Below are 26,403 nucleotides of genomic sequence, written 5' to 3' on the forward strand. Positions count from 1 at the left end.
ATGGCATTAGCTGACATTCTTCATAATTATAATAAATTTGAATTTCCGAAAGTAGCTGCATACTTTGAAATCCCTATTGTTGAAGAAAATCGTAGCCCGACAATCTTATTTGAATATGTATCAAACTCTATTTTTGAAATTCTTACAGAAACTGCGCAAAATGAAAATCAAGTTGAGGGAATTCTAAATCATCTTGCCAAAGTTAAAAAAGATTTGTTTCTTACCTTAATTAACAGTGAGAATGAACGTTCGGATGTTCGTGGATATGCTGCCAAACTTCTAATTATAAATTCAAGGATTTCTGATTTAGATCTATTGGCATCGGAGATTCTACGAAATTTTGATAGTTTAATTAGGTTTGGTGTTTTATATGGTTTAGAAGAAATTGAAGACTATGATCGGATTAGGCAATTATTTCTTACAGACTACAATAAACGTATTAAAGAAACGGCAATAGATATCTTGGAGCGTTCGAGTGACATTTATTCGGTTTTTCAACAGGTCCCCCAATCCGTTTGATGATCCAGATCATAAAGATTTCGAAACACTTACTAAATCTTATTTTGAACCCAGGGCGATTGAAGACGGAAAACCGTCTTTTTTTCTTAATGAAGAAGGTTACTTAGAAAGAATTGTGGCCGGTTTTATCGCCATTAAGAAAGATGCTCCGGAAAATCAAAGATTAATCATTATTTCAAATGAAGTTTTTGTAAATGCAAATATTACAATTACACCGCAAACTGTTGATGGTATTTTTTCTTGTATCGCCTCTTTGCACTATTGTGCCGACTTTAATCCCTATGGAAGTTTAGAGAAATTTATTTCAGAACTTAAAAATAGCTTATCAAAAAAGCTGAATAAAGATTATTTATATCAATATAATAAAACGGCTTACAGAAAAGTATTATATGATATCCACAAAAATCACCCTTCTTACGAAAAAGAATATTGTTCACGGTGGGTAGTTTCTTTTATTGAAGCGAAAGAGGCAGAGGAGCAACCTTCTTCATAATTTTATGACCGCCTTTTTCAATGTCCTATTCTGGAAAATTAAGAGAAAGAATACCGAGTTTCGAAATTTCTAAAACTCGAGATCAAGAATCACTTGAATCCGGAATCCGATAAAAGGATCGAAATCATCTCGGGGAGAATAGGAATAATTTTGTCCAACACGGCCCGAACCCCTAGGAAGAAATTTTCCTCACTTCCGTAAACTTCTCCGGAAGTTTCGCTTACAAGATCGGAAACGCCTCTTAGAATCAGAATTCGACGACGATTTTTTTTTGCGACAAAAGCAATAGCGGAAGATTCCCAATCGGCGACCGAGACGTCGTATTTTTCTATAAAACCTTTGATATCCTTCGGATCAATATCGGAATCTCCGGACGCAATAGCTTCCCGTTTGAACCTTTTTGCAAAAGTCTCAGGTAATATCCTCCAATCCGTTTCCGAAATGTAATACTCGATTGCGGTTTTAGGATCCGATATTTTTTCAAAAATATCGTAAGTAATCGTTTTTGTCGCGAGTACCAAATCGTTTTTTTCGATTCTTCCCTGAAAGCCTCCGCAAGTACCGATATTGATAAGAAACTCCGGCCGAAACAGATCGATCACATACTGTGTGGATGCGGCCGCGGAAATTTTACCCCAACCGGTATGAAAGAAAGTAACGGGAACTTCGAGAAAACTTTGACAAAACCACTCGCCTAACGGAGTAGAGTTGGCCGCAGAGATACTGAAATATTTCTTTGTGTATTCCCATTCGTAATCCGAAGCGATTAAGATGCAGATTTGATTTTGTGGGATCTTAAAGGAGTCATTCATAAAACGAATCTAAAATTCTTATCCGATAAATTCCGTATCTAAACTTTATGGAGCTGAATTACGGTGGAAAGTAATTTATGGAAATATATTTTTGATAATCTTTTGTCGGGAATTTCGAGTGAAAACAAAATAGTCATCATAAGTAAAACGTCCAATTTGTAAATAAGGAGAAGCATAGGGTCGCACTGCGATAAAAAACGATTTTCAAGATCCGTCCTAAGTGTTTCTTCCATGGAAGTCATTTCGATCAATCGGACGATTTCTAAATTCCTATCGCCGACAAGTGCGTTTGTCCAATCGATTACCGCACGCAATTTTCCGTCCTTTACGAGCAAATTTGAATCTCTTAGATCCATATGTAGCAAAGATTGTTGGAATTTATTTTCAAATAAGAATCTATCGATGTCTATTTTTAAAGGATCCAAATCCGGGAAAATTGATTTTACGGAAGCAAATCGTCTTTTAATTCTCTCCGATAAAACGTACGGGAAATCCATTCCCTCCATTGCGATTAAATCAATCGAAGGAATGGGAAGGTCATAAATCTCATCGAGAAGAGTTTTGAATTTATCTCGTTCGAGCTTAGATTGATCATATTCGATATATTCGGTAATTAAGACTGAAAAGGAACCTTGATTCTCGTCGTAAAAAAGCGGTTTTGGAACTTTGATATTGTATTTTTCTAACCAACATAACATTTCAAATTCTTGTTTGATAATCTTATCGCTTGTAATTGTTATATCGTTGTCATTTGAAAACCGAAGGGCACGAGGGACTTTAATCGCAATGGATCCCCATTGAGCGCTTTCCGCCTTAAAAACAAAACAATCCATACCTTGATTTGAGAGTTTTATTGAAGATTGGGAAATATGCGAAAGATTGTTATGAAGATACGTGGGTATGTCAAACATTCTGATTTTCTATTTTGACAGGCTTAGTAAAAAGCCATTCATACAATAGACGAGCCGCCAAATGGGAAGTCGCGTTTGATTGGTCGTAGACGGGAGCTACTTCCATCAGATCCAAAACCCGAATAGGATAAGAATGTAAAAGGGAAGCGATATCCAAAAATTCGGTAGCGTTAATTCCGCCGACTGTGACATGTCCAGTACCGGTAGCAGTGCCTGTATCGCAAACGTCGATATCTATGGAAAGATAAATATGATCGACCAACTCCGTCATTCCGTCCAAAGAATCCTTCAAACAGCGGATAAATCCTTTTTCCCTAATTTCTTGAATCGACTTGATACGAGCTTTATTCTGTGTTAGATGATCGAATTGACTAGCGCTCGTAAAATCCCCCACTCCCACAAATGCCATTTTTTCAATGGACATTCCTGGAAGTTCCGAAATCCTTCTCGCATTAGAGCCGTGATAATACAACCCGTGGATGGAAGAATTGTTACCGAAATCGAAATGATGATCGACCTGAACGTATCCAATACTTTCATTTTGAGTTTCCGTGCAATATTTATGCATCGCCCTGAAAACCGGAAAAGAAAGGGAATGTTCCCCCCCTAAAAAAATTAATTTTTTATACTTAGAAGCCAATACAAAGGCCTCAGCGGATAGAGCTTCCATCTGTTTTGTAACATTCGATGAATAGACGTGCAAATCTCCCGCATCCGCCATGTTCGGAGAAACGGTTTCATACAAAAATCCATTCCTCATATTCCGTAAAAGTAAATGTCCTCTGCTATTGGTCTGATTTGCAAAAATCCTACTCGCTTCTCTAATCGAGGCGGGACCGAACTTTGCACCTGGCCTACTCGATGCCGTTCCGTCGAATGGAACCGAAAAACAGACGCTCTCTACCCCATTTTTATTTTCATCATGGATCGCGATTTTAGGAACGTCGAAAAGAGTTGAGCTGGAATTGGCCCAACCTGGAAGAGGATCCTGAAAATAATCCTTCCAAGAATTTAAATCAAAGTCTTTTAGACTCATAGAGTTTCCTTCCGACTAACTTATCTCCCAATTGAATCAGCTCAAGAAAATTATTCCACGAATCGGAACGAGATTGAAGAAAAGGTTCAAAGACAATCGGTTTATCCTCTCTCCAATTATTAAAATTCCAATCGACGATACGATCCTTGATTGAAATGTAAATCGGAGTTTTTGGATAAGGTACGAAATTGTATAAATTGTATAACCAGACGTAATCCGATGTTTCTTCTAAAAAATTGACGGTCGTTCTCAATGATTTGCGCGTCTCATAGGGCAAACCGCCCAATACATTCAAAATAACTTTTATCCCGGCATCGTTCAATTTTTGAATGTTCGTTTTGAACAAATCCAAATCCGTATACTTGTGAAGTTGTTTGAGTACTTCGGAATCGGCGGTTTCAAAACCCATCTCTACGACCTGCACGTTGAATGCCTTCATCCGATCAATTAGAAAATCGTTGATCATCGTAACATGAGTTTGGACGATCAGCTTAAATCTGTTACCGTATTGTTCCAATACCTTACTGAGAGTTTCGACTGCAGCCTTAGATTGTCCGAAGGTTTTATCGCCGATATACAAGATCCTTGTATCTGGAAAAAAATCGATGAGTTGGTCCAATTCCATTGCAAGTCGTTCTTGTTCCACCAAATGCAATTGTTTAGTCCATGAATCTCCGCAAAAGGAACAGTCGAATAGACATCCGTGGGATGCGTTGAGTCTGATTAAAGGAATACGGCCGTTATAGTGGGATAATAATCGATAAGAAGGCGAATAATTTAGAAATTCCTTATTCCTACCTCTCTGAACCTCTATCGTCAGAACTCCCCTTTCGTTATTAATTTCATGTAAGAACCCGCCCTTAATAATCCCTCTATGAATTAGATCGAAGTCATGAGGATTTGCGAAATCCGACATATTTCCGCCGATTACGGTTTTAAATCCTAAATTCCTCAGCGACTTTGATACGGAGATGCAGAAATCATAATTTTGCGATAAGGGTGAAAATAAGATTATGGAATTACCTTCGACGGATTTCAATATTTCAGAGACAATAAGCTCCGCTTCAAATTCAAACCGGCTAAAATCTAAAAAGACGGTATCCTTAAAGTTTAATGCCCCATCTATATGCGCGACCCACAAAGGAAGTTCCCAAAGATCTCCGCTTTCGATTCCATATTCGGGGAAAAGGTCTTTGTAACATTCCATATACTTTATATAATATGCATTCAGCTCTTCAAGCGGCTCTTGTTGAGAAGGGAAGGGTAACTGAACGATTGCGACAGGTCGAAATTCCATATTACATCCTCATATTTCAATTGATTAAGTTAACGCAGAAAAGAGTTACTTAGTTATTTATTCGCTTTTCTAAGAAAAAAATCCTTCGGATTGGTATTCAAAGAGATCAAAGTTTGTTCTAACTCAGATTTTAATATTTCATAATATTTATAATCACATACGGTGCCATCTATCAATTTAAGATCTTGTTTGAAAACCCCCACGATTCTACCGCCGTATTTGGTCATCATCCGATCATAGAATTTTTCCGCTGGATTTCCGACCGCGACTGAAAATTTAAGTTTTACGAAGTTGTATTTATAAAAAATATCGTAAAGCAGCTGATAGAAATCTTGCGAAAAAGTAGAACTCCTACCCTTCAAATTCATCGACATCAAGTGTTCGACAAAGTGCATCTTCCAATCGATTCGAAGAGAAAAGAAACCTAAAACTTCATTCGAATCGTCGACACTGACAAGTTGAATCCGTTTTTCCGAAGTAGGATCTAACGAAATTTCATAGAATAAATTGGGAAAATAGTAATATTTAAGCTCTTCGTCGTATATTCTCTGAGAAAAAAGGGACTGTAGTTTTTCCTTGTAGTAATAAGCAAATTTCAGCATAAAATTTTTCCTTCTTAGTAAATTATAATTTGTTAAAAATAGAATATTCTAAATAGTTATATTTGTTTTTTTTAAAAGTGAGCCATTTTCTTTTGATTAATTCCTTAGCGAGAACTTTTAAAAAAATTCCATGAGTAATTACTAATAAATTTTTATGTTCTCCCGCCAATTTTTCTAGGAAATCACTCGCAATTTTTGCCCGTAAAACGGTTTTCTTTCGGTCTTCGTAATCTGAATTTAGATTAAAGAACCAGCGAAACTGGCAAAGTAACGAAAATAAGGCATAAGGAGCCGGAAATAAAGATTCGATTTTCGAAAACCGAACCTCCGAAAATAAAGGATCAATTACGTTTGGCTTTCTATCGAACAAATAAGCAGTATCCTGAGAACGTTTTAGATCCGAGCAGCAGACGAAATAATGTTCTAAATCGAAATCTAAAATGTGATCCCGCTTATAGGTAATACCCCCGTTGTCATATTCACTTGAGAATAAATTGAAATCGATCGCGCTCATAAGTTTAAGCGGAAAAGGCGGAGTTAAATCCGGTTTAGCGTGTCGCATGAGAACAATTTTCATGAATCAAAACGGTTTTTTAAACGTTTAATCTTTTAAAAATAAAAGAAGGAATCGAACGCATAACAACGGATAGGAGCCGCCAGCGCCAGGATAAATAAATGTTTTCCTGTCTTTTATCCTTTGCTTTAAGAATACGCGTAGCAGCCTCTTGGGCGGAAATCATCCAAAAAGTACCTTTGGCATTTGTGGTCATCGAAGTCTCGACGTAACCAGGCCTTATGGTAATTACGATTACTCCCAGTCGGGCTAAGCGATTTCTCAAGGATTCAAGATAGGTCGTAAGTCCCGCCTTTGACGCGTGATAAGCCGGAACCGCTTTCCTGCCCCGATCTCCTGAAAAACTCGATATGGCGACCAATACTCCATTTCGTTTTTTTTGAAAGTAAGCCGCCGCTAAATTTAACCAGGCAAAGGCCCCTAGTAGGTTTACATTCAACATTTCAAAATCCTTGTAAGTATTGAATTCATCGCGTTTCACGTTTAATGCAACGCCGGCGCAATAATATATTTCGTCCAATCCGCCGAGGATAACAACGCAATTCTTAAACGCCTTAGAAACGGATTCAAACTTGGAAACATCGTTTGTGACGATAAAGGCTTTTTTTTGGCGGATATACTCTCCAGCAATCGCCTTTAATAAGGCCTTCCTTCTTCCCACAAGCGCGACCGAATATCCTTTCTCAAGTAGCTGTTTGGCGATTTCTGCCCCAATTCCGCTGGATGCACCTACTACAATTGCTTTCTTCAAAATTATGACCTAAGCGAAATTAGGTCATACCAATGAGCATATTCAATAATACGCAATAATAAAATGAATATTTTAGAAAATATTAAGATAACATTGTATTACAGATTGAATGTATTTGGCGTCATTGGCGAAATTGAGCAAATGGCGTTCCCTAAAAAGGATCGAGATTCGATCGATTAGCAAAAATATAGCCTACGGGGTTACGAATTTAAGCCTGACATTCGCCAAACTTTTATGATTGCCCGAAAGAAGTTCATAACAAAAGTTATACAACAAATGCTTATACGAAAAAATTCAGTCGCAACTTTCTGTCGCATTTCCTTTTTAGTGATTCTGTCTTCATATTCTATTCAAAATTGTAGAAAATCGAAACCGATAGGAAATGGTTACGTTTTAATAGCAGGCCTTTGCGTCCATAAAGAGCCTACCTACAAAAGCGAGTGTTCAAATCGTTTACAACGTGGGACATTAACGCAAATTCTGGATTATAAAATCAAAGACAAAGAAGAAAAGAATAATCTGCTTTGGTACCGTGTCCAAGCCGGAAAAATCAACGGATATATATCGGTAGACGAGGAGATAAGCAACGGTAGCTTTGCTTCTATTTTTCCGATGGAAACAAAGCTACAATACGTCGACGCATCCGTATTGAGAGTTCGCTCCATGCCTTCTCTGCTTGGCGAGGTCATCGAAAATATCCCAAAAGGGACGGAGGTTTCCGTGATCGGAAGCACGCCCTATAAAATGAAAATAGAGGATAAATACGATAGTTGGTCCGAAGTAATCACTCCTTCCGGAAAGGTAGGCTTTAGTTATTCCGGTTTTCTAAGTACGAATACGGCAGTAAATGTGGAGACGGATTTCGAACCTGCCGACGGAATCTTAATTCTATCGAACAACTCGCCGACCTTTTGGTCCAATCCCGGTGTACAACTTGGTCAACTCGATGGTTGCAATTCGGATCGACCCGGTAAATATCTGAAAGTCGAAGGGAGCAAATCGGTAAACAAGGAAAAATATTTTTTAGTAAACAGAAAAATAAATTATTACGGTTTTAATTCTTTAGAATCGGGAGGTTGTATCAACGCATGGGTTCAAGATACTGAAGGAGACCTCGTTAAAAACTTTTACGAATGGTCCTTGAAACAGCACGGGGGTTCATTCGATCCAAAATTAGTTCAAATTCTCCATGAAGACGTGGAATCCCTTACGGACCTGAGTACGCTGGAGGTCAACGATCTTGGAAATTCCGGAAAAAAAGACGAGGCATTATTCGAAATAACCTACGAAGCGATCGATGAAGACTTTAATCAGAAACGGAAAATCCATAAACTATACGCGAAAAATCAACAAGGTTATTTCGAGTTAATGGATAATTTAGGTCGTGAAAGTTATAGCGAAGACTTCGACGACGATGGAATCGGAGAATGGATTGTAAAAACAAGCTTACGATCGGGGGAACAGACTACTTACTACTCGCGATCCGGAAACACTTTTAAACCTTTTTTAGAAATAGAAGATTCTGAATACAACCCGTGCGGTATCAGAATCAATGATTCAACGGATATCGGTGCTTATAGGGCATCTATGGAATTACCAAGCCCGCGGTGCTCCGTTGATATTGCAAAAACGATTTTTACTTTTTCGATCGAAAATAAAAAGGCCAGATATAAATTTTCGAAAGGCAAGTTGATCGCGTTAAAAAAGTAATTTTGAGAATTATCGTTTTCTTATCTTTAATCCTAATGAATTGTAGCGAGGACAAAACACTCGCAAAGGTCTTTCGATTTTCGAATGGAATACACCCAGTTTATTTCGATCAACAGAGCGACCTTGCAAAAAATCTACTGAATAACGCAACTTTCAAAGATAGTGAATCGTGTAAGTTTTGCCACAAGAATATTTTCGAGAACTGGCAGAGATCAATGCATCGACAATCCTTTACGAATTCGTTTTATCAGGAAAGTCATAGGAAGGAGCCGATGTCATGGTGTTTAAATTGTCACTCCCCACTGCTTTCTAAAGGAGAGGACGAAAAAGATCAACGCAAACGAATTCTAAAAGAAGAAGGTGTATCTTGTATCGTTTGTCACGTAAGAGAAGGGAAAATTCTTGCGGCAAAAAAACCTAAACTCAATTCATCTGTACATGTATACGCAGAATCGCCAATTTTGAAAAAAAGCGAATTCTGCGCGAGTTGTCATCAATTCAATTTTCCGACGAACGGGACTTTAAGCGAAGCGATGCATAAAGAATTCAAATATTCTAATTTACCGATGCAAAATACTTATAATGAATGGAAAGAGTCTGTATGGGAAGACGGAAAAAATTGTCAATCATGTCACCTATTCCCAAAAACAAAACGATCACATTCCTTTCCGGGAGGCCATGACCTCAATTATCTCTCCGATGCTTTCAACGTTCAACTCCAAAGAATCGGCAAGAGAGAGTTTATCTTAGTCGTTTCTCTATTAAAAACGGGACATGCATTCCCGACGGGAGATCTATTTCGCGCGTTGCGGATTCATATATTGGATGAGAAAGGCCAATTGATTAAAGAATGGATCTTAAAAAAAACCTACACATCGTCTTTGGATAAAAACCCGAATGCACCGCCGAAATCCTTAATAAACGACTTCGTTTTTCAACCTCAAAACGACAAAAAAAAGCCTTCCATACAACTGTTCCATTTTACTCATACAAAAGAATCGAGTTTTTTTCAATACAGATTGTATATCGATTACCTAAACGGATTTTCGCACGCTTTTGGAAATGTTCCTCTTGAAAAGTCGATTCTTCTTTTTAAGAAAGGTACGATAGAAATTACTCCGGCCGAACCTAACCAAGGATAGCCGCCCCTATTTTAGTGAAAGTGAATGTAGTTTTATGAATGTTCCAACATTATAATCGCAAAAATTATTCATAAATCCATAATACCACCTCTTAACTGACAGCGGCCTTAAGCGCTGCGATATCAATTTTCTGCATCTTCAGCATCGCTTGTGTGGCACGCTCCGCCTTTGTTCGATCTTTATGCGACACAAGTTTTAAGAGAATCTTTGGCGTAACCTGCCACCACAAGCCGTATTTATCCTGAACCCAGCCGCACATACTTTCTTTCCCTCCTCCCGCAAGAAGGGCGTTCCAATAATAATCGACCTCTTTTTGAGTGTCTACGCTGATCATGAAGGAGACACCCCAAGTAAATTGAAAATCAGGCCCGCCGTTGTAAGCAAAAAACTTTTGACCGTTTAGGATAAAATCCGCCCGCATTGGGTTTGCCGACAGAATTTTGGATTTCTTAAATATCGATACATAGAATTTTGCAGCTTCTTCGGTATTCGCGTTGAACATCAGAAAAGGTGTAATACTGTGCGACGGAGCGCTCACATATTCTATTTTTATTCCGTCTGATTTAGGTTTTGTCGGACTGAGTTTCTTTTTTAATTTCACCATGTTTTTCTCCTTTTTATCCTAATTCTTCTTTAAATCTGATCCAGGGCGAAACCTTCGGCTCGCTCAGAGGAAGTGTGTAAACCTTGATTCGCAGGCGGCGCAGTATTCGATAACTATACATAAATTGTCTCCTCTTTCCGGAGTTCCGCTCCATCATCGTTCTAAATAATATTCTAATAAATGATTGAGCAACGTGGATTTTTTTAAATATTTTTCTATTTTAAAAATTAACTAAACTTTCTAAGTTTAACTTTTCGAGTCATTTTTATGATTCCGTATTCCAAAATCTCAACTATCTGGATTCTTTCTACCGCTTATAAAGGATCGAATACGAAAAATATATCGCCAAGTTCAAAACGAAAGAACGCCGATTTCAACGATTTTTTATCTTGAGATGCGGCTGCCTTTCCTTCTCTGAAATCATTGCGACTTTACGATTCGCCTCCTCGTGTCCGCAAAAGGCCGAAAATTGCCGTCAAAACCGAAAACCATAGCCGATGCCGCGTTAAGGAATCTCAAATTTTTCCGGGAAATACCCATAGGCCGGCCTGTATTGAAAAAGCAGCAAAAAGACTTGACATTCTTTAATTATATAACTACATAATTATATAATTAATTAGCTATGCAAAACCTCGACTCCACCTTCGCCGCACTCGCCGATTCAACCCGCCGCACGATACTCATGCGTCTTGCGAAAGGAGACTTAACGGTTATGGAGCTGGCTAAACCCTTCAAAATGAGCCAACCTGCCATTTCTCGCCACCTCAAAATTTTGGAGCAAGCGGGCCTTATCTCAACAACGGTCCGCGCTCAGGCCCGCCCGCGAAGGCTTGAAACAGGGCCGCTCAAAAAAGCGACCGATTGGATTGAGAAACACCGCCTGATCTGGGAGAAACGTTACCAAGCGATCGACGGACTGCTCGAGGAATTGAAAACGATGCAAACAAAAGGAGACTGACAAAAATGAAAACCGATCAAAACGAATTGAAGATAGAGCTTCGAGGCGAAACGGAAGTTGTGCTCACACGGTATTTCGCAGCACCGCGTAAATTGGTATTCGATTGTTTTACCAAACCGGAACTGATACTTCGATGGCTAACTGGTCCCGAAGGCTGGACGCTTAAAACTTGTGAGAACGATCTTAAGGTCGGCGGCAAATATCTGTATGTCTTTGCCGACTCAAAAGGAAACAAAATGGGGATTTATGGAAAATTCCTAGAGGTGATTGTACCCGAGAAAGTCGCGAATAATGAGAATTATGCAACGGACATGTCTACGTTTAATCCGGATGGTCCGGAAAACCCAGACGCAACCGTCGAATCACGCACCTTCACAACGGAAGGCAATCGTACACTCTTGACGCACGTGTGGAAATATGCTTCGGCGGAAGCACGCGAACTCGAGGCCGGTGCGGCTGATGGCTGGATACCACTCTGCATAGAACTTGACAAATTATTGTTGGAGATATGCTGAAAATCGAATGTTTTTCGCTCGGCACCCAAGATCCTTCGTCGTGCAAACCGGGAGCCTTTTGTATAACGCTCTTCGCCGAAGGTTTTTCGGGTTAAGTTGATAGTGATCGATTTGGTTTATAGAAACACCTTAGTAAATTGAGGTTATCTATATGCGAGTTTATTTGACTTTACTGTGTTGGAGTTGCGGCTATGCAGATTTTTTTTTACAGGGTGCGGGATGGTAAGAAAACGAAACCCGGGACATTCGGAGCAACCGTTGGGTTTCGTTTTTTACACGTTATGCGATGCTTAAGAAACAAATTATTCGCGGCGAATATCGGAATCTTTATAACGAATATTCCCTACATAGGGAGTTCCGTTGATAAGAAGTCCAAACTGAATATCATTCCGAATTTCCACTTTGTAATTTCCGGAAACCAAATCTTGAGGTGTAAACAAGGCTTGAGTTTGGTTCAATCTAACCTTTGCTTCATAAAACCAAACATGAGATGAATTTTGTTTCGCGGGGAAAAAACAATCCGCCATGTTCAAATACCCTCTTCCGATCGTCTGATTTCCATTCGAAGGATGAGACAACAACACGGTCAGACGGAAATCTTTGATGTCCGTAAAAAGCGCACTGTTCTCGAACGAAGGCAAACGATATTTTACTTTTGCATAACAATCGGAGGCGTCCGCAGATTCGCAAACAAAAGAAACTTTCGCGTCAAAGGAATCATAAGGAGCTTCGAACCTTTCTGCACTCTTCCATTTATGAACAAGATTTCCCACACCGAAAGGATTATTCGCCGGTCTTTCGGCGAGATTGAAACTGAGCTCATTATCCGCGTTCGAATCAACGAGGTCCGTCGACAATCTTGAAATTCCAGGATACTCGTGTTGAAACGGTAGGTTAAAACGGATTGTATTTGAGTTTGGTCTGGTCGGATCCGTAAACGTTCCACTTCCGACTCCTGACGATCCTATCCTCATATCCAGGCGATAAGACTTAGAAGTGACCGGGCGGTCGAATAGGGCTTCCACTACGATTTGGCCGGACGTATTCGGTTGGATCTGTTTAACCTTTACCTCCTCGCCTTCTTGAAGATCGCCCATAGGAAGTCCACTCACCGCACAACTTTGTCCCAAGGGAAGATATCCCAAATCCGTTAAACTAAAAACCTTCATACTTCCCGGACTTGGCGTAACGGAGAGTAAAACGGGTTCACTTCCCATTGTTTCTCCCGGATTCGAAGGCGATTCGGAAGGAATGGTTCCGCCTTGCCCCGTTGTGAGAAGGGGAACAACGGTTTCCGTTGTAAGTGCCTTTTTAGAATCTTCATCCTCGCACGATAAAACGAATATACTGAGCGCGATTAGAGCACCGATCGATATCTTTTTAATACTGGTTTGAATCATTTTCCTACCACTCCAAAAACTATTATGAAGGTTTTTTAGAAAATTGAGAGAGAATGGAGTCAGCATCATCACTCGCTCAATATTGCAACTGTTCTAAATCTTACCTTCACCTTCTTTTTGTTATACCAACGGAAAAGTACTTTTTCTCAATATCTGAATCGTATATCGCCAAAGGGAACAAAAGACTCTGAGGGAGACATGAAAACTCTCTTTAAAGAAGAAAAAAAAGAAATCGAAATCCTTTCTCTTTGTCATCTTGCTTTTTTTAAGCGTTTTTTTTACAAAACAAAGTTGAAATTAGGAAATCGAATATTCTAAAGTTGTGAAAATTCTAAATTGAAAGAGCTGAATTAGCAAGTCTTTACAAACGGAAGAGGTTAGACATCCTTGAGGCAAAAGTTCAATCGATTCGATTTAAAATCAATCTCCGCCATCAACGATTTGAAAGTAATTTCCGTCCTTCCATTTTTCATAACGCGACCAGTTGATCTTCTTGCCGACCGGAACATAAGGATACTCTTGGTGTTTGATCTTGATTCCGTGGACTAAGGAATAGATTCCCGCGGCGAGAGAGATCGCGACGTCCTTTCTACGTTTTGTCATCAGAGTCATATCTTTCTCTTTGTCTATATAACCGATTTCTAAATAAGCGGAGATCGCGTTTACAAAGGTGGGTAACGCGTATGTGGAAAGATAAGGTTTGTTGATCGGTCCGGGTTCGGGAGAATCCTCGTCTTCGCTTCTTTTACGAAGTCCGTATTGCACAAAACGCATAAGCTCCGCGGAAGCATAGTGGTTGTCGCCTCCAAAACCTTCTCTTCCGTCCTCTCTTCTCCAGAGTTCGGGATCGGCTTTTTCTCTTTCCCAAAACTTTCCTTCAGCGGAAAAACTTTTGTGAGTTTTAGAATACGGTCCTTTTCCGCCGACCTTGGCCAATTCTTCCCAACCCGGAAGGTCTTTGTATCTCCAAGTGATCATGTTCTGACGATAACCTTCAAACGCGGAAAGGTCGGTTTTTTTTCCGCTCTTGTTCGGCCAATACCCGTGAAAATAAATCCAAGCATCCGCGACCGCGTTCTCCAGACGAGACCAGCCTTCCTTGAAAATCATCCAGTGACTCCAAGGAGATTCGGTAAACTTTTCTTCCTTGTATCTTCCTTCCGAAATCCCTTTTAGAACATAGAAAGTTCTGTAAGAAGGAGAAAGGACCGCCGCCATTCCGCCGGGATGTTCCTTGTAACTAGGATTGAGATGAAGAGAAACAACCAAGTTCGGTTTTTCCTGATTGATAAACGAAATTCTTCCCTGTTTGATTTTTTTAGTTTTTTTATCGGGATAATCAAAAAGACGATATGGACCGTTCGGATCTTCGCTTGCCGAGTATTCCCTTTCTTCGGCGTTTCCGTTTCTCGTCATGACCGAATCGATTTTGATCCAAGGAAGATCCTCGTTCGTAAAGGTTTTCATATGCGATTTGAAAGTTTCAAAACCGTCTTCCGTTCTCGTGAGATCGAGAATGTCTTTGAGTTCTTTAGCAAGTTCTAATACAACTGCCCTTTCTTTTCTTCCTTTGGCGGAAGCCCCGGCTTTATAGAGTTCTAGATATTTATCCGAGATGGGATCGTATTTATCCCCGTGGTCTTCCTTCGGTTTGAGATCGACTCCCCCGTGTCCGGGATCGATCACTACCTTAAAAGTTTTAACGGGAGATTGAACGGAAGAATCGGGTTCTTCTTTTTTTCCCGGGCCGGCCTCTGCAACCGCCCCCGAAAGGAAAATCGATAAAAGAAAAAAATTTAAAAAGAAGGAAAAGTTTTTCAGTCGCCTCACTATTTTTTCTGCGGATCCTTATTGTCTGAGCTTTCGGAGAACACCATATTTCGGTTGTCGCTCAGGTCCACTTTATATTTTTCACGAACGTTCTTACCCTCTTCTTCCGCCTTCAGTTTGCTCAAAATCGAAATTCCGTATTCTTTTGCTAAACGGAAGTGAATGAGAGAATCCTTATATCTCGAATCTTTCCGCATTCTATCCGCTTGGATCATCTGGTAGTATGCGATCTGGAGTTTATGATGATTGGTGGAAATTTCGCGGCTTCTCGCCGAAGCGGACGGAGTGAGTCCGTTCTGGGTTTGTTCCACGCTTACGATAGTATCCGCACATTCTCCGAGAAGTTGGTCCGTCCTTTTGTTATACTGATCCGAAAACTTGTTATAGAGTTTGTCCACATTCTCGCTAGTCTCGCGCATCTTTCTTCCCGCGACCACGTATTGTCTTCTGTAATAATAATGCAAAGCGTCGTTGTATTGTTTCCAGATGGCGTTTAATTCTTCATTGGAACCTTGAACGCTCGAGCCGAAGTTTTTAGTCACGGTGGAAAGAGCGTGAATATCGTTTTTGACTCTTTCTTTTACGGAATCCAAAGTTCTCGCATAATGAAATTCTTCCAAATAGTCGCCTTGGTACTTCGGATCGTTGGCCGCGCTCGCGAGTTCGCTTCCCTTTTCTTCGTCTTTAGCCGAGCCGGATTGGGCGCCTATGGAAACAGTAACAAATAAGAATAGGGCGAATGAAATCTGGAAACTTTTTAATGACATGCGAATCTCCTACGCGGAAGTATAACACAGCGTTTTAAAACGCAACTAGTATTTTTAGAGTTTGTTTTGCGATTCAAAACCGTTCTTCTCTCGAAAACGGATTTGGAGCAAACCGTCTCCGACCGGAAACAGAGTATAGAAAAGTTCGGAAGCCCTGACTTCTTCCCAAAATTCTCTTACGGCTTTATCCGAAGGAGCCTGTCTTGATGGGTCGAAAATTCTTCCGTGCCAGAGCACGTTATCGAACACAGCGACGTCCGGTTTTAGTTCTTTTAAGATTCGAAAAATTTCGGGATAAAGAACCTTATCACAATCTATGAATACGAATTTCCCCTTCCATTCTTTCGCGTTTTTTTCGTTAGCTTCTTTCAAATACTGAAGACAGTGAGTTTTGAGAAGGTGAATCTCCAAATCTCCAAATGGATGTTTTTCGAGATAAGAACGAACCTTCGCGATGTAGTAGATCTCTCTTTCCAAAGAAACCACCTTCGCGATTTTTTTTAAACCGCATGCCATCCAAAAAAGGGAAATCCCGTAGCCGGTTCCCAATTCTAAAATTTCTTCCGGTTGTTCCGTCTCTACTAAAAATTTGAGAACGGAACCGGAAGCGGGAGTTAAGACGGGAACACCTTCCGCAGCGGCGTCCTCTTCCATCTGATAAAGAATCGCGATCGGACGAGGAATCAGTTCGGAATCGATTTTTTCTTCCAGACCTTCCAGAAACACGGAGGTCCCGTATTTTCCCGGAGGACTTCCCTTGCTCATGGGATAAAAAGATGGAATCTGTGTTTTTGATCTTCCGGGATTTTATCCGCCAAAACTTCCCTTATATAAGGAAGCGGATAACGTTTTGAAAAGTGGATGAGAACGATCTTTTCATTCTTAAAGGAGGAAAGGTTTTCGAGAATTTCATCCAGATGAATATGTCCCCATTCGCGCGCGCGTTCTACGTTTCTTTCTTGATCGATATAAGTACATTCAATAAATAGAATACTTGAATTTGCTACGTCCTCGCTTTCCAAAACGTATTCTATCTTTGTGTCTCCGGAAAAACTGATCACGGGGATCGAACTCAGCTCGGAAACTTCCCGATTCTCCTTCAGAATTTTGTTTAGCTCGTGCTGCGGAAGAGATTGAAATTCTTTTTTGAGTTTTTTTCTCTTTTCGTAGATCGTATAACCTTGGGAAGGAACACGATGAAAGGTTTTGTGAGGGGAAAAAAAATGGGTGGAATCCAAATCCACTTTTTCTCCCGGAGCCACCGCGCGTAAATCGTAGTGATAGGGAAAGTCTTCGATTTTAGAATAAAGATCCAAAATTTTTCTCATCGGCTCTTCGAGAGCGGGCGGAACAAAAATTTTCGGGGGTTTTAGTTTGCGAAGAGATCTCTGAGAAATATAATACGGAAGCCCCGCGGAATGATCCAGATGAGAATGAGTCAAGAGCAAAGTATCAAGATGAATCCGATTCGGATTCTGCGCGCCGATATCAAACATCAGACTCAAAGACGGAAGATAGATCGATGTACGAATCCCACCTTCCGAAATTCCTTCAAACTGATATTGTTTGTGCTGGAACTTACAATACACTCAGGGAATCCTTTCCTCCGGAGAAATCGTCCGGGTCGTTTCCTTTAATCCTTTCGTAATATCCTTCGGTCCAGTGAGAATCGTTTTTACTCCGGAACTTACGAAGTATTTTTTTCCGACCCTTTTGAGATCGGAAAGAGTAACGGCCTGAATTTTATCACGATAATTTTTAAGATAATCCGAAGACATGTTGTGTTCCCGAAATCGAAGCGTGTTGTGAAGAATTCCCATCTTATCCGCAAACTGAAAGATAAACCGATTTACGATCGATTGTTTCGCCGTTTCAAGTTCCTGTTCGGTGATCTTGGAAATCGTCTCTTCGCTTAATATTTCCTTCATAAGATCGTAAACTTCCTTGGTCGTGGAAGTTTTTGTCTGAGTCGTAAAGTAAACGATTCCATAGTCTTTTTCAAAATAAGTTGCGCTATTGGAGGAATACGCAAGCCCGCGATCGGACCGGATTTTTTGCATAAAGTAAGAACTAAAACCGCCGCCTCCGATGATGTAGTTAACGAGTTGGATCGCGTAAAAATCGGGGTCTCTGTGAGGTGGAAGAATTCCCGTCATCATTACGATACTCTGGGTCGCGTCCTTCTCTACGTTTAAGATTTGATACGAAAGAGAATCCAAATTCTTCTTTAAACCTTGTGTGCTTACGAGAAGCCTTTTGTCTTCTCGAACGACCGCACGATCCGGAAGTAACGAAACGATCAGGGGTTCCGCTTCCTTTTTTTTCAAGTCGCCCGTGAGCAGGACGACTCTTCCGGACGTGGAAACCACCTTGTCGAAATAATCTTTGAGATCGGAAGATTGGATTTTTGAAAGAGAATCCAGTTCGGCGCTTTTACCGAGAACCGTTCCTTTGTAGACGAGTTCCGCTGTTTTTCGATAGGCGATGTCCGGAAGTTTATCGTTTCTACGTTTGATCGCTTCCTCGAGTTTGAGTTTTGCGACCGAAAATCCCTCTTCGTTTAACAAAGGGTTGGAAATAAATTCTTTCAGAAGGGGGAGAATTTCCTTTTCGAATCGGGAAAGATACGAAACGGTCAGCACGACCTTGTCCGAGTTCGCGTCGGTATCGAGTTTGGCTCCGTATCCTTCGAGGGTTTCCAAAAATTTGCTCCCGGGCGCGGAAGCGGTTCCGCTGTGTTTCCAGGCTTCCACAAAAAGTTCAGGGATTTCGGGACGTAACTCCGGATTGGAAAGGATTCCGGAATAGATATGAATTTCCAGATTGCGAAGCGGAAATTCCTCTCCCGGCAAAAACAAAACTTCGGTTCCTTTTCCGGAGGAAAAAGTCTGCACTTCGGGAAACTCGAAACTCAAGGGAGGGATTTTTAAGTTTTTTACAAAGTCTCCCGGAGCAGAAGAAAGCGGCGAGATGAATGCGATCGATACGATCAGAAAATAGTATAATTTTTGAATATAAGGTTTCATGAATTTATTTTAGTTCGAGTCCTATTTTTCCGAAATTTTTGTTTCTTTGGCTGGCGGATTGAGATCGGCGATGGTTCTGTTTTCGAGAACTAAATACTTCCGCGCAACTCTTTGTACGTCTTCCGGAGTGACCGCGTCCAATTCTTCGTAACCTCTCAGAAGTTCTTTCCAGTCTCCGTAGAGAAGTTGAAAAAGAGAAAGAACGTCGGCGAGTTTTCCGTTGTCATCGAGGCCTCTCAGATAACTTCCCAGGATTTGATTTTTGATCCGGAAGAGTTCCTCTTTTGTGATGGGCTCCGTTTTTAAACGATCCAATTCTTCTTGGACCACATTCTCCACCTTTCTCTGATCCGCGTTTTGATTGTTAGTGATGTAGATCGAAAAAAGATTGGAAAGACGATCTCCGGGATCCCCGTTCCAACAGGAAACTCCCTGCGCGATCTGTTCTTCCAAAACCAACCGTTTGTAAAGACGTCCGGATTCTCCTTCGGCAAGAAGAGTATCTATGATTCCAAAAACCGCGTCGTCGGGATGCGGGAATGTCGGTTTATTAAATCCGATAATTTTCGAAGGATTACTCGGATGAGTCACCGAAACAAACTTCGGCCCCGCAAATCCAGCGTCCGGAACTTTTTTCAGAGGAACCGGTTTTCCTTTTTTTAAATCTCCGAAATAGTTTCTCAGAATCGACTCCGTTTTTTCAAAGTCCAAAGATCCTACGACTGCGATGACCATTCTCTGAGGATCGTAATAATTCTTAAAAAAGTTTTGGGTTTTTTCAAGATCCAAGAATCCGAGATTTTTTTCATAACCGATGACCGGCATCCGATACGGATGATTTTCCGGAAAGGCGGCATCCATATATTTTTCGCGAAGAATTCCCAACCCTCTGTTTTCGACGCGCATCCTTCTTTCTTCCAAGACAACTTCCCTTTCCGTATAATATTCTCGTAATATAGGATTTTTGAGCCGATCGGATTCGAGTTTGGCCCAAATTTCCAAACGATTTGCGGGAAGAAGAATCTGATAGTTCGTAACGTCGTTCGAAGTATAAGCGTTAAAACCGACTCCACCGTTTCGGGAATAGATATAATTGTCTTCGTTGGAGACTACAAACTTACGATGTAATTCCAAAAGAACGGTGAAACGTTTTTGCAGGGTTTCGATTTGATTCTTCAATTCCTTCGAAGGCTCTTCGCCCTTCGCTTTTATCTCGGCTTCTTGGATACGAAGTCCGTCGAGACGTTTTCCCCAGACCTCGATTTGATCCAGATAAGGTTTTTCTTTTTCGTAATTTGTGGTTCCGATATTTTTTGTTCCCTTAAAGAGCATGTGCTCCAAGAGATGAGCCGTTCCTGCGATCTCGGGGGTTTCATCCGCCGAGCCGACTAAAAATTTGGAATAAACCGCGATCGTGGGAGAATCTTCCCGTTTCATCATCAGAACTCTCAGTCCGTTTTCCATCTGAAAGGTTCTTGTTTTTTCTTCTAAGGACTTTTTGAGACCTGAAAAAATGGAACCGTCCGCGGACAAGGACGCGAAGGAGAAGAAGAGACAGATTCCAAAAATCAAACGAGGTTTAAGAATCGGTTTTTTGAAAGACATGCTTACAGTCTTTCCTCTTTGGGACCTGGTGTCCAGAAGTTCACGAAAAAATCCTGCTTCCTTTTACTCCCAATCGGGAAATGCTTGTCTCATGCGGTCTTACCATTTGTTTTTAGGAATCGCGATTCTATTCTTCTCTTTTTGCGTTCCTGCGGATCCGGAATACAGACAGAAGGTTTTGGAAAACGTAAAAGATATCGGTTTTATTTCCCGAGAATTCTTTCAGATTCTTGTCAAGGTTCCTCTTCCATCCAAAGACGCCGGAATTTTGGAACTCAGAAAACAGTGTAGAAAGATCGCGGAAACAAAAAGAGACGAGATGGCAGTTTCGATTCTCATCAAAGAAATCCGCGAGAACGATAGTCTTTACGGAAGTCTCCAAGCGGATCCTACGATCAACAATACAAACCCTGCCCTTCCTTCCCAGATAACGAATACGACCTCGGTAAATTCCACCCCCGGAGGGGTCGCGGTCTCGGGTGCGTCCACCAACAGCGCGACCCAGTCTTCCAATCCGTATGCTCCTTCGACAAACTCTTCCGCGATTCCCGATCCGAAAGCGGCCGAAAGAGAAAAAGAGAAAGTAAAACTTTTGAACCAAGACGTTTTACTTTACAGAGGAGCCTTTGCTTGGTTCCTAAATTCCATGTTTCTTTTTCGAGAAGACTATAGCGACCCCGCGAATTGTACTTTCATTTATAGAAATATTCAGAAAGATTTGTATGCGAACGTTATACGAAAGGGAATTCAACCGATCTCTAAACAAGAAACGCCGGAGGCTCCATGAGACTTGTTTTTTTCTGCATCCTATCGATCTTATTTTTCATCGAATGTTCTTCCGGCGCGAGAAAACCCGTTGAAAACGGAAAGGAAGAATCCACAACGACGGTTCAAGAAGAATCGAACGCAAACTCCGCGGACGAATACATCAAGGCGACCGAAGGTTTTATCAACGGAGATACGTTTCAAGTTGTGATTTCTTCATTGGAAGGAAGTCAGGAAAACGCACAAGACCTCGCCCGCAAAAGAGCGATCAATCTTTTGATCGCGGAAAAAGGGGAAACGTTTCGCTCCTCCGATAAGATCGTCATCAAAGAGTTAGTCGAAACCAAGGGAAAAATCGTCAAGTCATCGGGGGCGATCCACGGAAAGACTTACTTTCTGTTTCAAGTCAATTCTCCCGGTTTGAGATCTTCTTTGAAAAGATAATCGATCGTTAGGCGCCGCAAGATTTGCGGCCTTTGCATGTATGTCTTTGTATGGACCTGCAAAAAAAGAGGACCGCGAATGCGATCCTCTTTTTACGACATCAGTTTTACGACTGAAAAAACGTCACTGAATGATTTCTACTTGTTGGATCTTTCCGGGAATACAGATATTCTTGTCGAAATTGCAGTAGTAGATTTTTCCGTGAATTTCCAGATCCCCTTTTCCGGTCACCGTAAGCTGGATCGGATCGACCGAAGCAAGATACTCTTTTTTCTTTTCGGAAGTTTTCCCTTTTACCGTAAGATTCGCCTTCTCCACTTTTACACCTTTTCCGGCGTTGAGAAGAATTTTATGAGGTGCGTCTTTTTGAATTCCGAAATTCGAAGGATGAACGATTTTTAAGAGATAGGAATTTCCAAAACTTTTTTCCAGTTTGAACTTAACCGGACTTTCCTCTTCGGCAAAAACTCCGAAGGTAATACAACTTACGAGAACACTGATGAGGATTATTTTTTTCATGTTAGTTTGACCAATTTGTTCGAGGATTTGTTCAAGAAAAGAATTCTTCGCTTCTCTAAACGTTAGACCTCCGACTCTCTTACTTCTTGCTCCTATTTCTTAAGGAATTTTGGGAAAACTCTGCGGTTGGATTAAATTTGAAACTGGCTGATCGATTCCGGCTTTCCGAAGATCCTTTCCAAATCCACGGAAAAGTCTTTGAGAAAAACGGAAGAAACCTTCCCGGTTGTCGCCGAAACAACGAGTTGAAAACCGGATTCTCCATTGGAAAAAACTTCGATCGATCTTTCCATCGGGTCTAAGATCCAGTATTCTTTGACTCCGTGTTTTTCGTAGAGTTTCTTCTTGGTCTTGAGATCGTGATACGCGTTCCCTTCGGAGAGAATTTCCGCGACCCAATCGGGAGCGCCTTCGACTCTCGTCCTTTGAATGATAGAACTTCTTTCTTTTGCAATGAAGATCAGGTCGGGTTGAACTACGTTGTACTCGTCCAGAAGAACGTCGATGGGAGAAGCGAGAGTTATCCCGTTCTGATTTTTTCTTACAAACTGCATTAAATAAAAATGTAGTTCGCCAGAAATTCTTTGATGCTCGGGAATCGGAGCTGGAACCATAAATATTTCACCATCCAAAAGTTCCGCCAAGGTTCCTTCCGGAAGTTTGGCGAGATCTTTATCCGTTTTGAATTCGGTCATTGGCATAGTGAGAACTCATTCTAAGATGGGGTTTAAAACCGGAACAGTTCAACCTCTTTTTGAAATCAGATTCTGAACGATTCAGAATCGAATGTCAACCGAATCTTGGGGAGCGGTTTTATTTGTAATTCGTAAATTGAACGTCAAAAGGAAGATCGGAAGTTTTCAAAAGGTGGATCACTTCCTGGAGGTCGTCCTTTTTCTTTCCGACGACGCGGACCGATTCTCCCATGATGGTGACGCTGACCTTGAGTTTAGAATCTTTGATCAGTCTTGTGACTTCCTTGGTCTGTTCCTTTTCCATTCCTTTTCGGATCTTGACCTTCATACGAACCGTTCCGCCGGTCGCGGGTTCGATCTTGGATTTGAAATCGAAATTTTTCAGACCGATTCCGCGTTTCGCCATTTTGGAAACCAAAACGTCGATGACACTTTCGAGTTTTCCTTCGTTATCGGAAGTGAGGATCAATTGCTCTTCTTCCAATTGGATGTCGGATTTAGAACCCTTAAAATCAAAACGTGTTTTGATTTCACCGAGGGCTTGTGTAACCGCGTTGATCAATTCGGGTCTGCTGATTTCAGAAACTACGTCAAAGGATGGATCGCTCATACTCTTTCTCCGCTTAAAATTTGTTTTGCTTCTTTGACGGCTTCGGCAATCGCAGAATCCAGATTCTGAATTTCCTTTCCGCCGCCCTGAGCCATGTCGGGTTTACCGCCGCCCTTACCACCTAACGCCGCACAGGCGGCCTTTACAAGATTCCCGCAATGGATTCCTTTCGAAGTCAGCTCGGTGGAACAGGTGATCACTACGCTCGCACTCTCCGAAGTTTTACTTCCAAGAATCACGAGGAGATTTTTTTCCCTGACCTTGAGGTTGTCCGAAAGTCCCTTCAAGGAACTCGGATCCTTATCTTCAAAAATCGCCGAAAGGATTTTTCCCGCTCCGGTATCGATCGCGGAAGCAAAGACGGATTCGATGACGGAAGCGTTGTTCTCAAAGTCCCTGGACTCGAAAGATTTCTTCGCTTTTAGAAAAAGGGAAGTATTTTCCTCTATCTTCAGTGCGATCGTTTCGGAAAGATCTCGAAAGAATGTAACCGCGGACGCGCCTTCCTTTTCGAGTTTTTCCCGGATCTCCGTCGGACCCGGGATTTCACTCGTGATCCAAAGATTCTTCCCTTCCTCGCCTAACTCCGATTTGATTTTAAGATTAAGATTTTGAACCGCTTCGGTGAGTTCCGCAAAACGATTCTGAAACGTTTCGATCACAGCAGGACCGCAGACGCCTTCAATACGGCGGTTTCCCGCTCCTGGAGAAGATTCTTTTTTGATAAAGAAATAACCGATCTCTCCGGTATGAGTAACGTGAGTTCCTCCGCAGAATTCCACGGAAGCGTCTCCCATCTGAACGACTCGGACCTTATCTCCGTATTTTTCACCGAACGTCGCAACGGCGCCGGTTTTTTTGGCTTCGTCGATCGCGAGTTCTTTGGTTTCGACTCCGAGGTCTTTACGAATCGATTCGTTGACCCAGGATTCGATCTTTCGAATTTCTTCTTGAGTGAGCGCGGAAGGATGTGAAAAATCAAAACGCAGATATTCCGGAGAAACAACAGACCCTTTTTGAAGGACGTGATCGCCGAGCAGACTGCGAAGCGCTCCGTTTAAGAGGTGAGTTCCCGAATGATGAAAACGAAGTCTTTCTCTTCGGAGCTGCTCGACTTCCGCGTCGAGTTCCTGACCCACGGAAAATTCTCCGCTCAAAACTTCTCCGAAATGAATGATACTATCGTTCTCTTTTTGTGTGTCGAGAACCTTGAAGACATTCTTTCCGTTTCGTAAGAATCCGACGTCTCCGACCTGTCCCCCGCCTTCGGCGTAGAATGGGGTTTTGTTTAGAACGACGGCGCCCGCCTGACCTTCTTTGAGAACGGAAGCAGGTTTATTATCAAAGAATAAATGTGTAATATTCCCTTTTTCTAATAGGGAAGAATAACCGAGAAACTCGGTCTTTTCGACGTTGAGTCCGGTCATAAGAGAAACCTTATGGACCTTCCAGGATTCTCTGGAGAATTGTCTGTCCTTTTCCAATTCTTCTTGAAAACCCTTTTTGTCGAAGGAGAGACCGTGTTCGGCGACGATTTCTTCGGTCATCTCTGCGGGAAAACCGTAGGTTCCATAGAGTAAGAATGCGTCCGCACCGGAGAAGACCGTCCGACTGGAAGATTTCGTCTTTTGAACGAGAACCTCGATTTTTTCAAGACCGAGTTCGAGGGTTTTGTGAAAGAGTTCCTCTTCCGCGAGAATCGTTTTTTTGAGAGAAGCCGCGTTTTTTGCGAGTTCGGGATAACGGACCTTATAGATTTCGATGACCTTGTCCACGAGTTTGTAGAGAAAGGGTTCGTTAAAATTCAACTTTCTTCCGAAGAGCGTTGCACGACGGATCAAACGACGGATAACGTAGCCTCTTCCCGTGCGATCGGGATAAATTCCGTCGCTGATGGAAAAAAGAACGGAGCGGATATGATCGGTGACGACTCGGAAAGGGGTTTTGTTTTCGGAAGAATATTTGAGACCAGATAATTCTTCGTAAAAGGAAATGATTTTGCGGAGTTCGTCGGTGTCGTAGACGGAATCCACGTTTTGCAACAACAACGCGACTCTTTCAAGTCCCGAGCCTGTGTCGATTCCGGTTTGTTTGAGAGGATGAAGATTCCCTTCGGTGTCCTGGTTGAATTGGTTGAAAACTATATTCCAAAATTCTAAAAAACGATCGCAGTCGCATCCCGGTTTACAGGTTCCGCTGGTTGCACAATCCGGTCCGCCCTTCTCGACTCCGCGATCCAGGTAGAGTTCCGAACAAGGTCCGCAAGCGCCGCTATCTCCAGCCGGTCCCCAGAAATTGTCTTTTTTTCCGAGACGCGTTATGCGCTCTTTAGGAATTCCTTTTTCAAGCCAGATTTTTTCAGCCTCGTCGTCGTCTGTATAAACCGTGACCCAGATCTTTTCCTGATCAAAGCCCAGGTGGTTTACCGAACAATCGAGAGCGTATTCAATCGCTTCTTCTTTGAAATAATCTCCAAAGCTGAAATTTCCGAGCATCTCGAAAAAGGTACAGTGTCTTTCGGTTCTTCCTACAACTTCGAGGTCGGTCGTACGAAGGCATTTCTGACAAGAGGTAGCTCTTGTGTAGGGAAGTTCCACGGCTCCGGTGAAAAAGGGTTTGAACTGAACCATTCCGGCGGTCGTAAAAAGAAGGGTCGGATCTCCGGCCGGAAGAAGGGAAGAAGACGGAACTACGTTATGAGCTTTGTCTTTGAAGTAGTTTAAGAAAATTTCACGGATTTCCGATACGGATTGGCGTTTCATGATACCTCTAAAATCAAAAAATGCCTGAAGCTCTCGGACGAAAGAGATTCAGGCAT

At 41.6% G+C, this 26,403-nt stretch carries 26 protein-coding genes and 1 pseudogene; 8 read left to right on the forward strand and 19 right to left on the reverse strand.

The features are described 5' to 3' along the window. Positions 1 to 519, forward strand: a complete 519-nt coding sequence (locus tag JWG44_RS19275) for a hypothetical protein (protein WP_205276694.1) — start codon at positions 1 to 3, stop codon at positions 517 to 519. Beyond that, positions 476 to 1,012, forward strand: coding sequence for a hypothetical protein (locus JWG44_RS19280; RefSeq protein ID WP_205276695.1), 537 nt, complete (start codon positions 476 to 478; stop codon positions 1,010 to 1,012). Before JWG44_RS19275 ends, JWG44_RS19280 begins: the two co-directional genes overlap by 44 nt. A gap of 89 nt (positions 1,013 to 1,101) precedes the next feature. Here JWG44_RS19280 and JWG44_RS19285 read toward each other — a convergent pair whose 3' ends face one another. From JWG44_RS19285 to JWG44_RS19315, 7 genes are read right to left on the reverse strand one after another with little or no spacing between them, the layout of a single operon-like run. After that, complete coding sequence (locus JWG44_RS19285) at positions 1,102 to 1,824, reverse strand: 5'-methylthioadenosine/S-adenosylhomocysteine nucleosidase family protein (protein WP_205276696.1); 723 nt, start codon at positions 1,822 to 1,824, stop codon at positions 1,102 to 1,104. Positions 1,825 to 1,862: 38 nt separating this feature from the next. Then, positions 1,863 to 2,735 carry a phosphotransferase family protein gene (locus JWG44_RS19290; RefSeq protein WP_205276697.1) on the reverse strand — a complete coding sequence of 291 codons (873 nt, stop codon included), beginning with the start codon at positions 2,733 to 2,735 and terminating at the stop codon, positions 1,863 to 1,865. Beyond that, positions 2,728 to 3,771, reverse strand: a complete 1,044-nt coding sequence (locus JWG44_RS19295) for an arginase family protein (RefSeq protein WP_205276698.1) — start codon at positions 3,769 to 3,771, stop codon at positions 2,728 to 2,730. The genes JWG44_RS19290 and JWG44_RS19295 overlap by 8 nt, the downstream gene beginning before the upstream one ends. Beyond that, complete coding sequence (locus tag JWG44_RS19300; protein ID WP_205276699.1) at positions 3,752 to 5,068, reverse strand: B12-binding domain-containing radical SAM protein; 1,317 nt, start codon at positions 5,066 to 5,068, stop codon at positions 3,752 to 3,754. The genes JWG44_RS19295 and JWG44_RS19300 overlap by 20 nt, the downstream gene beginning before the upstream one ends. A 53-nt stretch (positions 5,069 to 5,121) precedes the next feature. Then, positions 5,122 to 5,670, reverse strand: a complete 549-nt coding sequence (locus JWG44_RS19305) for a hypothetical protein (protein ID WP_205276700.1) — start codon at positions 5,668 to 5,670, stop codon at positions 5,122 to 5,124. A gap of 22 nt (positions 5,671 to 5,692) precedes the next feature. Then, the gene (locus tag JWG44_RS19310; protein WP_205276701.1) at positions 5,693 to 6,247 is read right to left on the reverse strand and encodes a histidine phosphatase family protein; all 555 of its coding nucleotides are present in this window, start codon (positions 6,245 to 6,247) and stop codon (positions 5,693 to 5,695) included. Between the two features lie 16 nt (positions 6,248 to 6,263). Further along, entirely contained in the window at positions 6,264 to 6,998 is a 735-nt protein-coding gene (locus JWG44_RS19315; protein ID WP_205277067.1) for an SDR family NAD(P)-dependent oxidoreductase, read from the reverse strand. Positions 6,999 to 7,607: 609 nt separating this feature from the next. Here JWG44_RS19315 and JWG44_RS19320 point away from each other — a divergent pair. Both JWG44_RS19320 and JWG44_RS19325 read left to right on the forward strand, forming a co-directional pair. Then, positions 7,608 to 8,705, forward strand: a complete 1,098-nt coding sequence (locus JWG44_RS19320; RefSeq protein ID WP_232371752.1) for an SH3 domain-containing protein — start codon at positions 7,608 to 7,610, stop codon at positions 8,703 to 8,705. A 35-nt stretch (positions 8,706 to 8,740) separates the two neighbouring features. Continuing rightward, positions 8,741 to 9,847: a multiheme c-type cytochrome gene (locus JWG44_RS19325; protein WP_269752224.1), complete on the forward strand. Its 1,107-nt coding sequence runs from the start codon at positions 8,741 to 8,743 to the stop codon at positions 9,845 to 9,847. Positions 9,848 to 9,938: 91 nt separating this feature from the next. On the opposite strand, the gene JWG44_RS19330 is transcribed toward JWG44_RS19325, so the two are convergent. After that, positions 9,939 to 10,451 (reverse strand): VOC family protein, encoded by a 513-nt coding sequence (locus tag JWG44_RS19330; RefSeq protein WP_205276703.1) that lies wholly within the window; start codon positions 10,449 to 10,451, stop codon positions 9,939 to 9,941. 622 nt (positions 10,452 to 11,073) lie between these two features. Between JWG44_RS19330 and JWG44_RS19335 the strand changes: the two genes are divergently transcribed. Then, complete coding sequence (locus JWG44_RS19335) at positions 11,074 to 11,409, forward strand: ArsR/SmtB family transcription factor (RefSeq protein ID WP_205276704.1); 336 nt, start codon at positions 11,074 to 11,076, stop codon at positions 11,407 to 11,409. A 5-nt stretch (positions 11,410 to 11,414) separates the two neighbouring features. Beyond that, a complete protein-coding gene (locus tag JWG44_RS19340) occupies positions 11,415 to 11,924 on the forward strand; it encodes an SRPBCC domain-containing protein (RefSeq protein ID WP_205276705.1) in 510 nt (169 codons plus the stop codon). Between the two features lie 302 nt (positions 11,925 to 12,226). On the opposite strand, the gene JWG44_RS19345 is transcribed toward JWG44_RS19340, so the two are convergent. The 7 genes and pseudogenes from JWG44_RS19345 to JWG44_RS19375 form a co-directional block, all read right to left on the reverse strand. After that, positions 12,227 to 13,324 carry a hypothetical protein gene (locus JWG44_RS19345; protein WP_205276706.1) on the reverse strand — a complete coding sequence of 366 codons (1,098 nt, stop codon included), beginning with the start codon at positions 13,322 to 13,324 and terminating at the stop codon, positions 12,227 to 12,229. 420 nt (positions 13,325 to 13,744) lie between these two features. Further along, positions 13,745 to 15,154 carry an N-acetylmuramoyl-L-alanine amidase gene (locus JWG44_RS19350; RefSeq protein WP_205276707.1) on the reverse strand — a complete coding sequence of 470 codons (1,410 nt, stop codon included), beginning with the start codon at positions 15,152 to 15,154 and terminating at the stop codon, positions 13,745 to 13,747. Continuing rightward, positions 15,154 to 15,921 carry a hypothetical protein gene (locus tag JWG44_RS19355; RefSeq protein ID WP_205276708.1) on the reverse strand — a complete coding sequence of 256 codons (768 nt, stop codon included), beginning with the start codon at positions 15,919 to 15,921 and terminating at the stop codon, positions 15,154 to 15,156. The genes JWG44_RS19350 and JWG44_RS19355 overlap by 1 nt, the downstream gene beginning before the upstream one ends. A 54-nt stretch (positions 15,922 to 15,975) precedes the next feature. Continuing rightward, the gene (locus JWG44_RS19360) at positions 15,976 to 16,686 is read right to left on the reverse strand and encodes an O-methyltransferase (protein ID WP_205276709.1); all 711 of its coding nucleotides are present in this window, start codon (positions 16,684 to 16,686) and stop codon (positions 15,976 to 15,978) included. Beyond that, positions 16,683 to 17,510: an MBL fold metallo-hydrolase gene (locus tag JWG44_RS19365; RefSeq protein WP_205276710.1), complete on the reverse strand. Its 828-nt coding sequence runs from the start codon at positions 17,508 to 17,510 to the stop codon at positions 16,683 to 16,685. The genes JWG44_RS19360 and JWG44_RS19365 overlap by 4 nt, the downstream gene beginning before the upstream one ends. After that, positions 17,511 to 18,884, reverse strand: a pseudogene (locus tag JWG44_RS19370) (M16 family metallopeptidase); the annotation flags it as partial. It abuts the gene before it with no gap. Positions 18,885 to 18,968: 84 nt separating this feature from the next. Continuing rightward, positions 18,969 to 20,552, reverse strand: coding sequence for a M16 family metallopeptidase (locus tag JWG44_RS19375; RefSeq protein WP_205276712.1), 1,584 nt, complete (start codon positions 20,550 to 20,552; stop codon positions 18,969 to 18,971). A 28-nt stretch (positions 20,553 to 20,580) separates the two neighbouring features. Here JWG44_RS19375 and JWG44_RS19380 point away from each other — a divergent pair, with 28 nt between their 5' ends. Together JWG44_RS19380 and JWG44_RS19385 are read left to right on the forward strand one after the other, a co-directional pair. Then, positions 20,581 to 21,339: a hypothetical protein gene (locus JWG44_RS19380; protein ID WP_205276713.1), complete on the forward strand. Its 759-nt coding sequence runs from the start codon at positions 20,581 to 20,583 to the stop codon at positions 21,337 to 21,339. Then, on the forward strand, positions 21,336 to 21,761 hold the full coding sequence (locus tag JWG44_RS19385) for a lipoprotein (protein ID WP_205276714.1): 426 nt from the start codon (positions 21,336 to 21,338) through the stop codon (positions 21,759 to 21,761). Before JWG44_RS19380 ends, JWG44_RS19385 begins: the two co-directional genes overlap by 4 nt. Positions 21,762 to 21,884: 123 nt before the next feature. Here JWG44_RS19385 and mpl17 read toward each other — a convergent pair whose 3' ends face one another. From mpl17 to alaS, 4 genes are all read right to left on the reverse strand, one after another. After that, positions 21,885 to 22,280, reverse strand: coding sequence for a cell surface protein MPL17 (gene mpl17, locus JWG44_RS19390; protein ID WP_205276715.1), 396 nt, complete (start codon positions 22,278 to 22,280; stop codon positions 21,885 to 21,887). 131 nt (positions 22,281 to 22,411) lie between these two features. After that, positions 22,412 to 22,981 (reverse strand): Uma2 family endonuclease, encoded by a 570-nt coding sequence (locus JWG44_RS19395; RefSeq protein ID WP_205276716.1) that lies wholly within the window; start codon positions 22,979 to 22,981, stop codon positions 22,412 to 22,414. A 112-nt stretch (positions 22,982 to 23,093) separates the two neighbouring features. Then, a complete protein-coding gene (locus JWG44_RS19400) occupies positions 23,094 to 23,585 on the reverse strand; it encodes a YajQ family cyclic di-GMP-binding protein (RefSeq protein ID WP_205276717.1) in 492 nt (163 codons plus the stop codon). Beyond that, positions 23,582 to 26,347 (reverse strand): alanine--tRNA ligase, encoded by a 2,766-nt coding sequence (gene alaS / locus JWG44_RS19405; RefSeq protein WP_205276718.1) that lies wholly within the window; start codon positions 26,345 to 26,347, stop codon positions 23,582 to 23,584. Before alaS ends, JWG44_RS19400 begins: the two co-directional genes overlap by 4 nt. Between the last annotated feature and the right edge of the window lie 56 nt (positions 26,348 to 26,403).

This window comes from Leptospira ainazelensis (genome assembly GCF_016918785.1).
Classification (GTDB): Bacteria; Spirochaetota; Leptospiria; order Leptospirales; family Leptospiraceae; genus Leptospira; species Leptospira ainazelensis.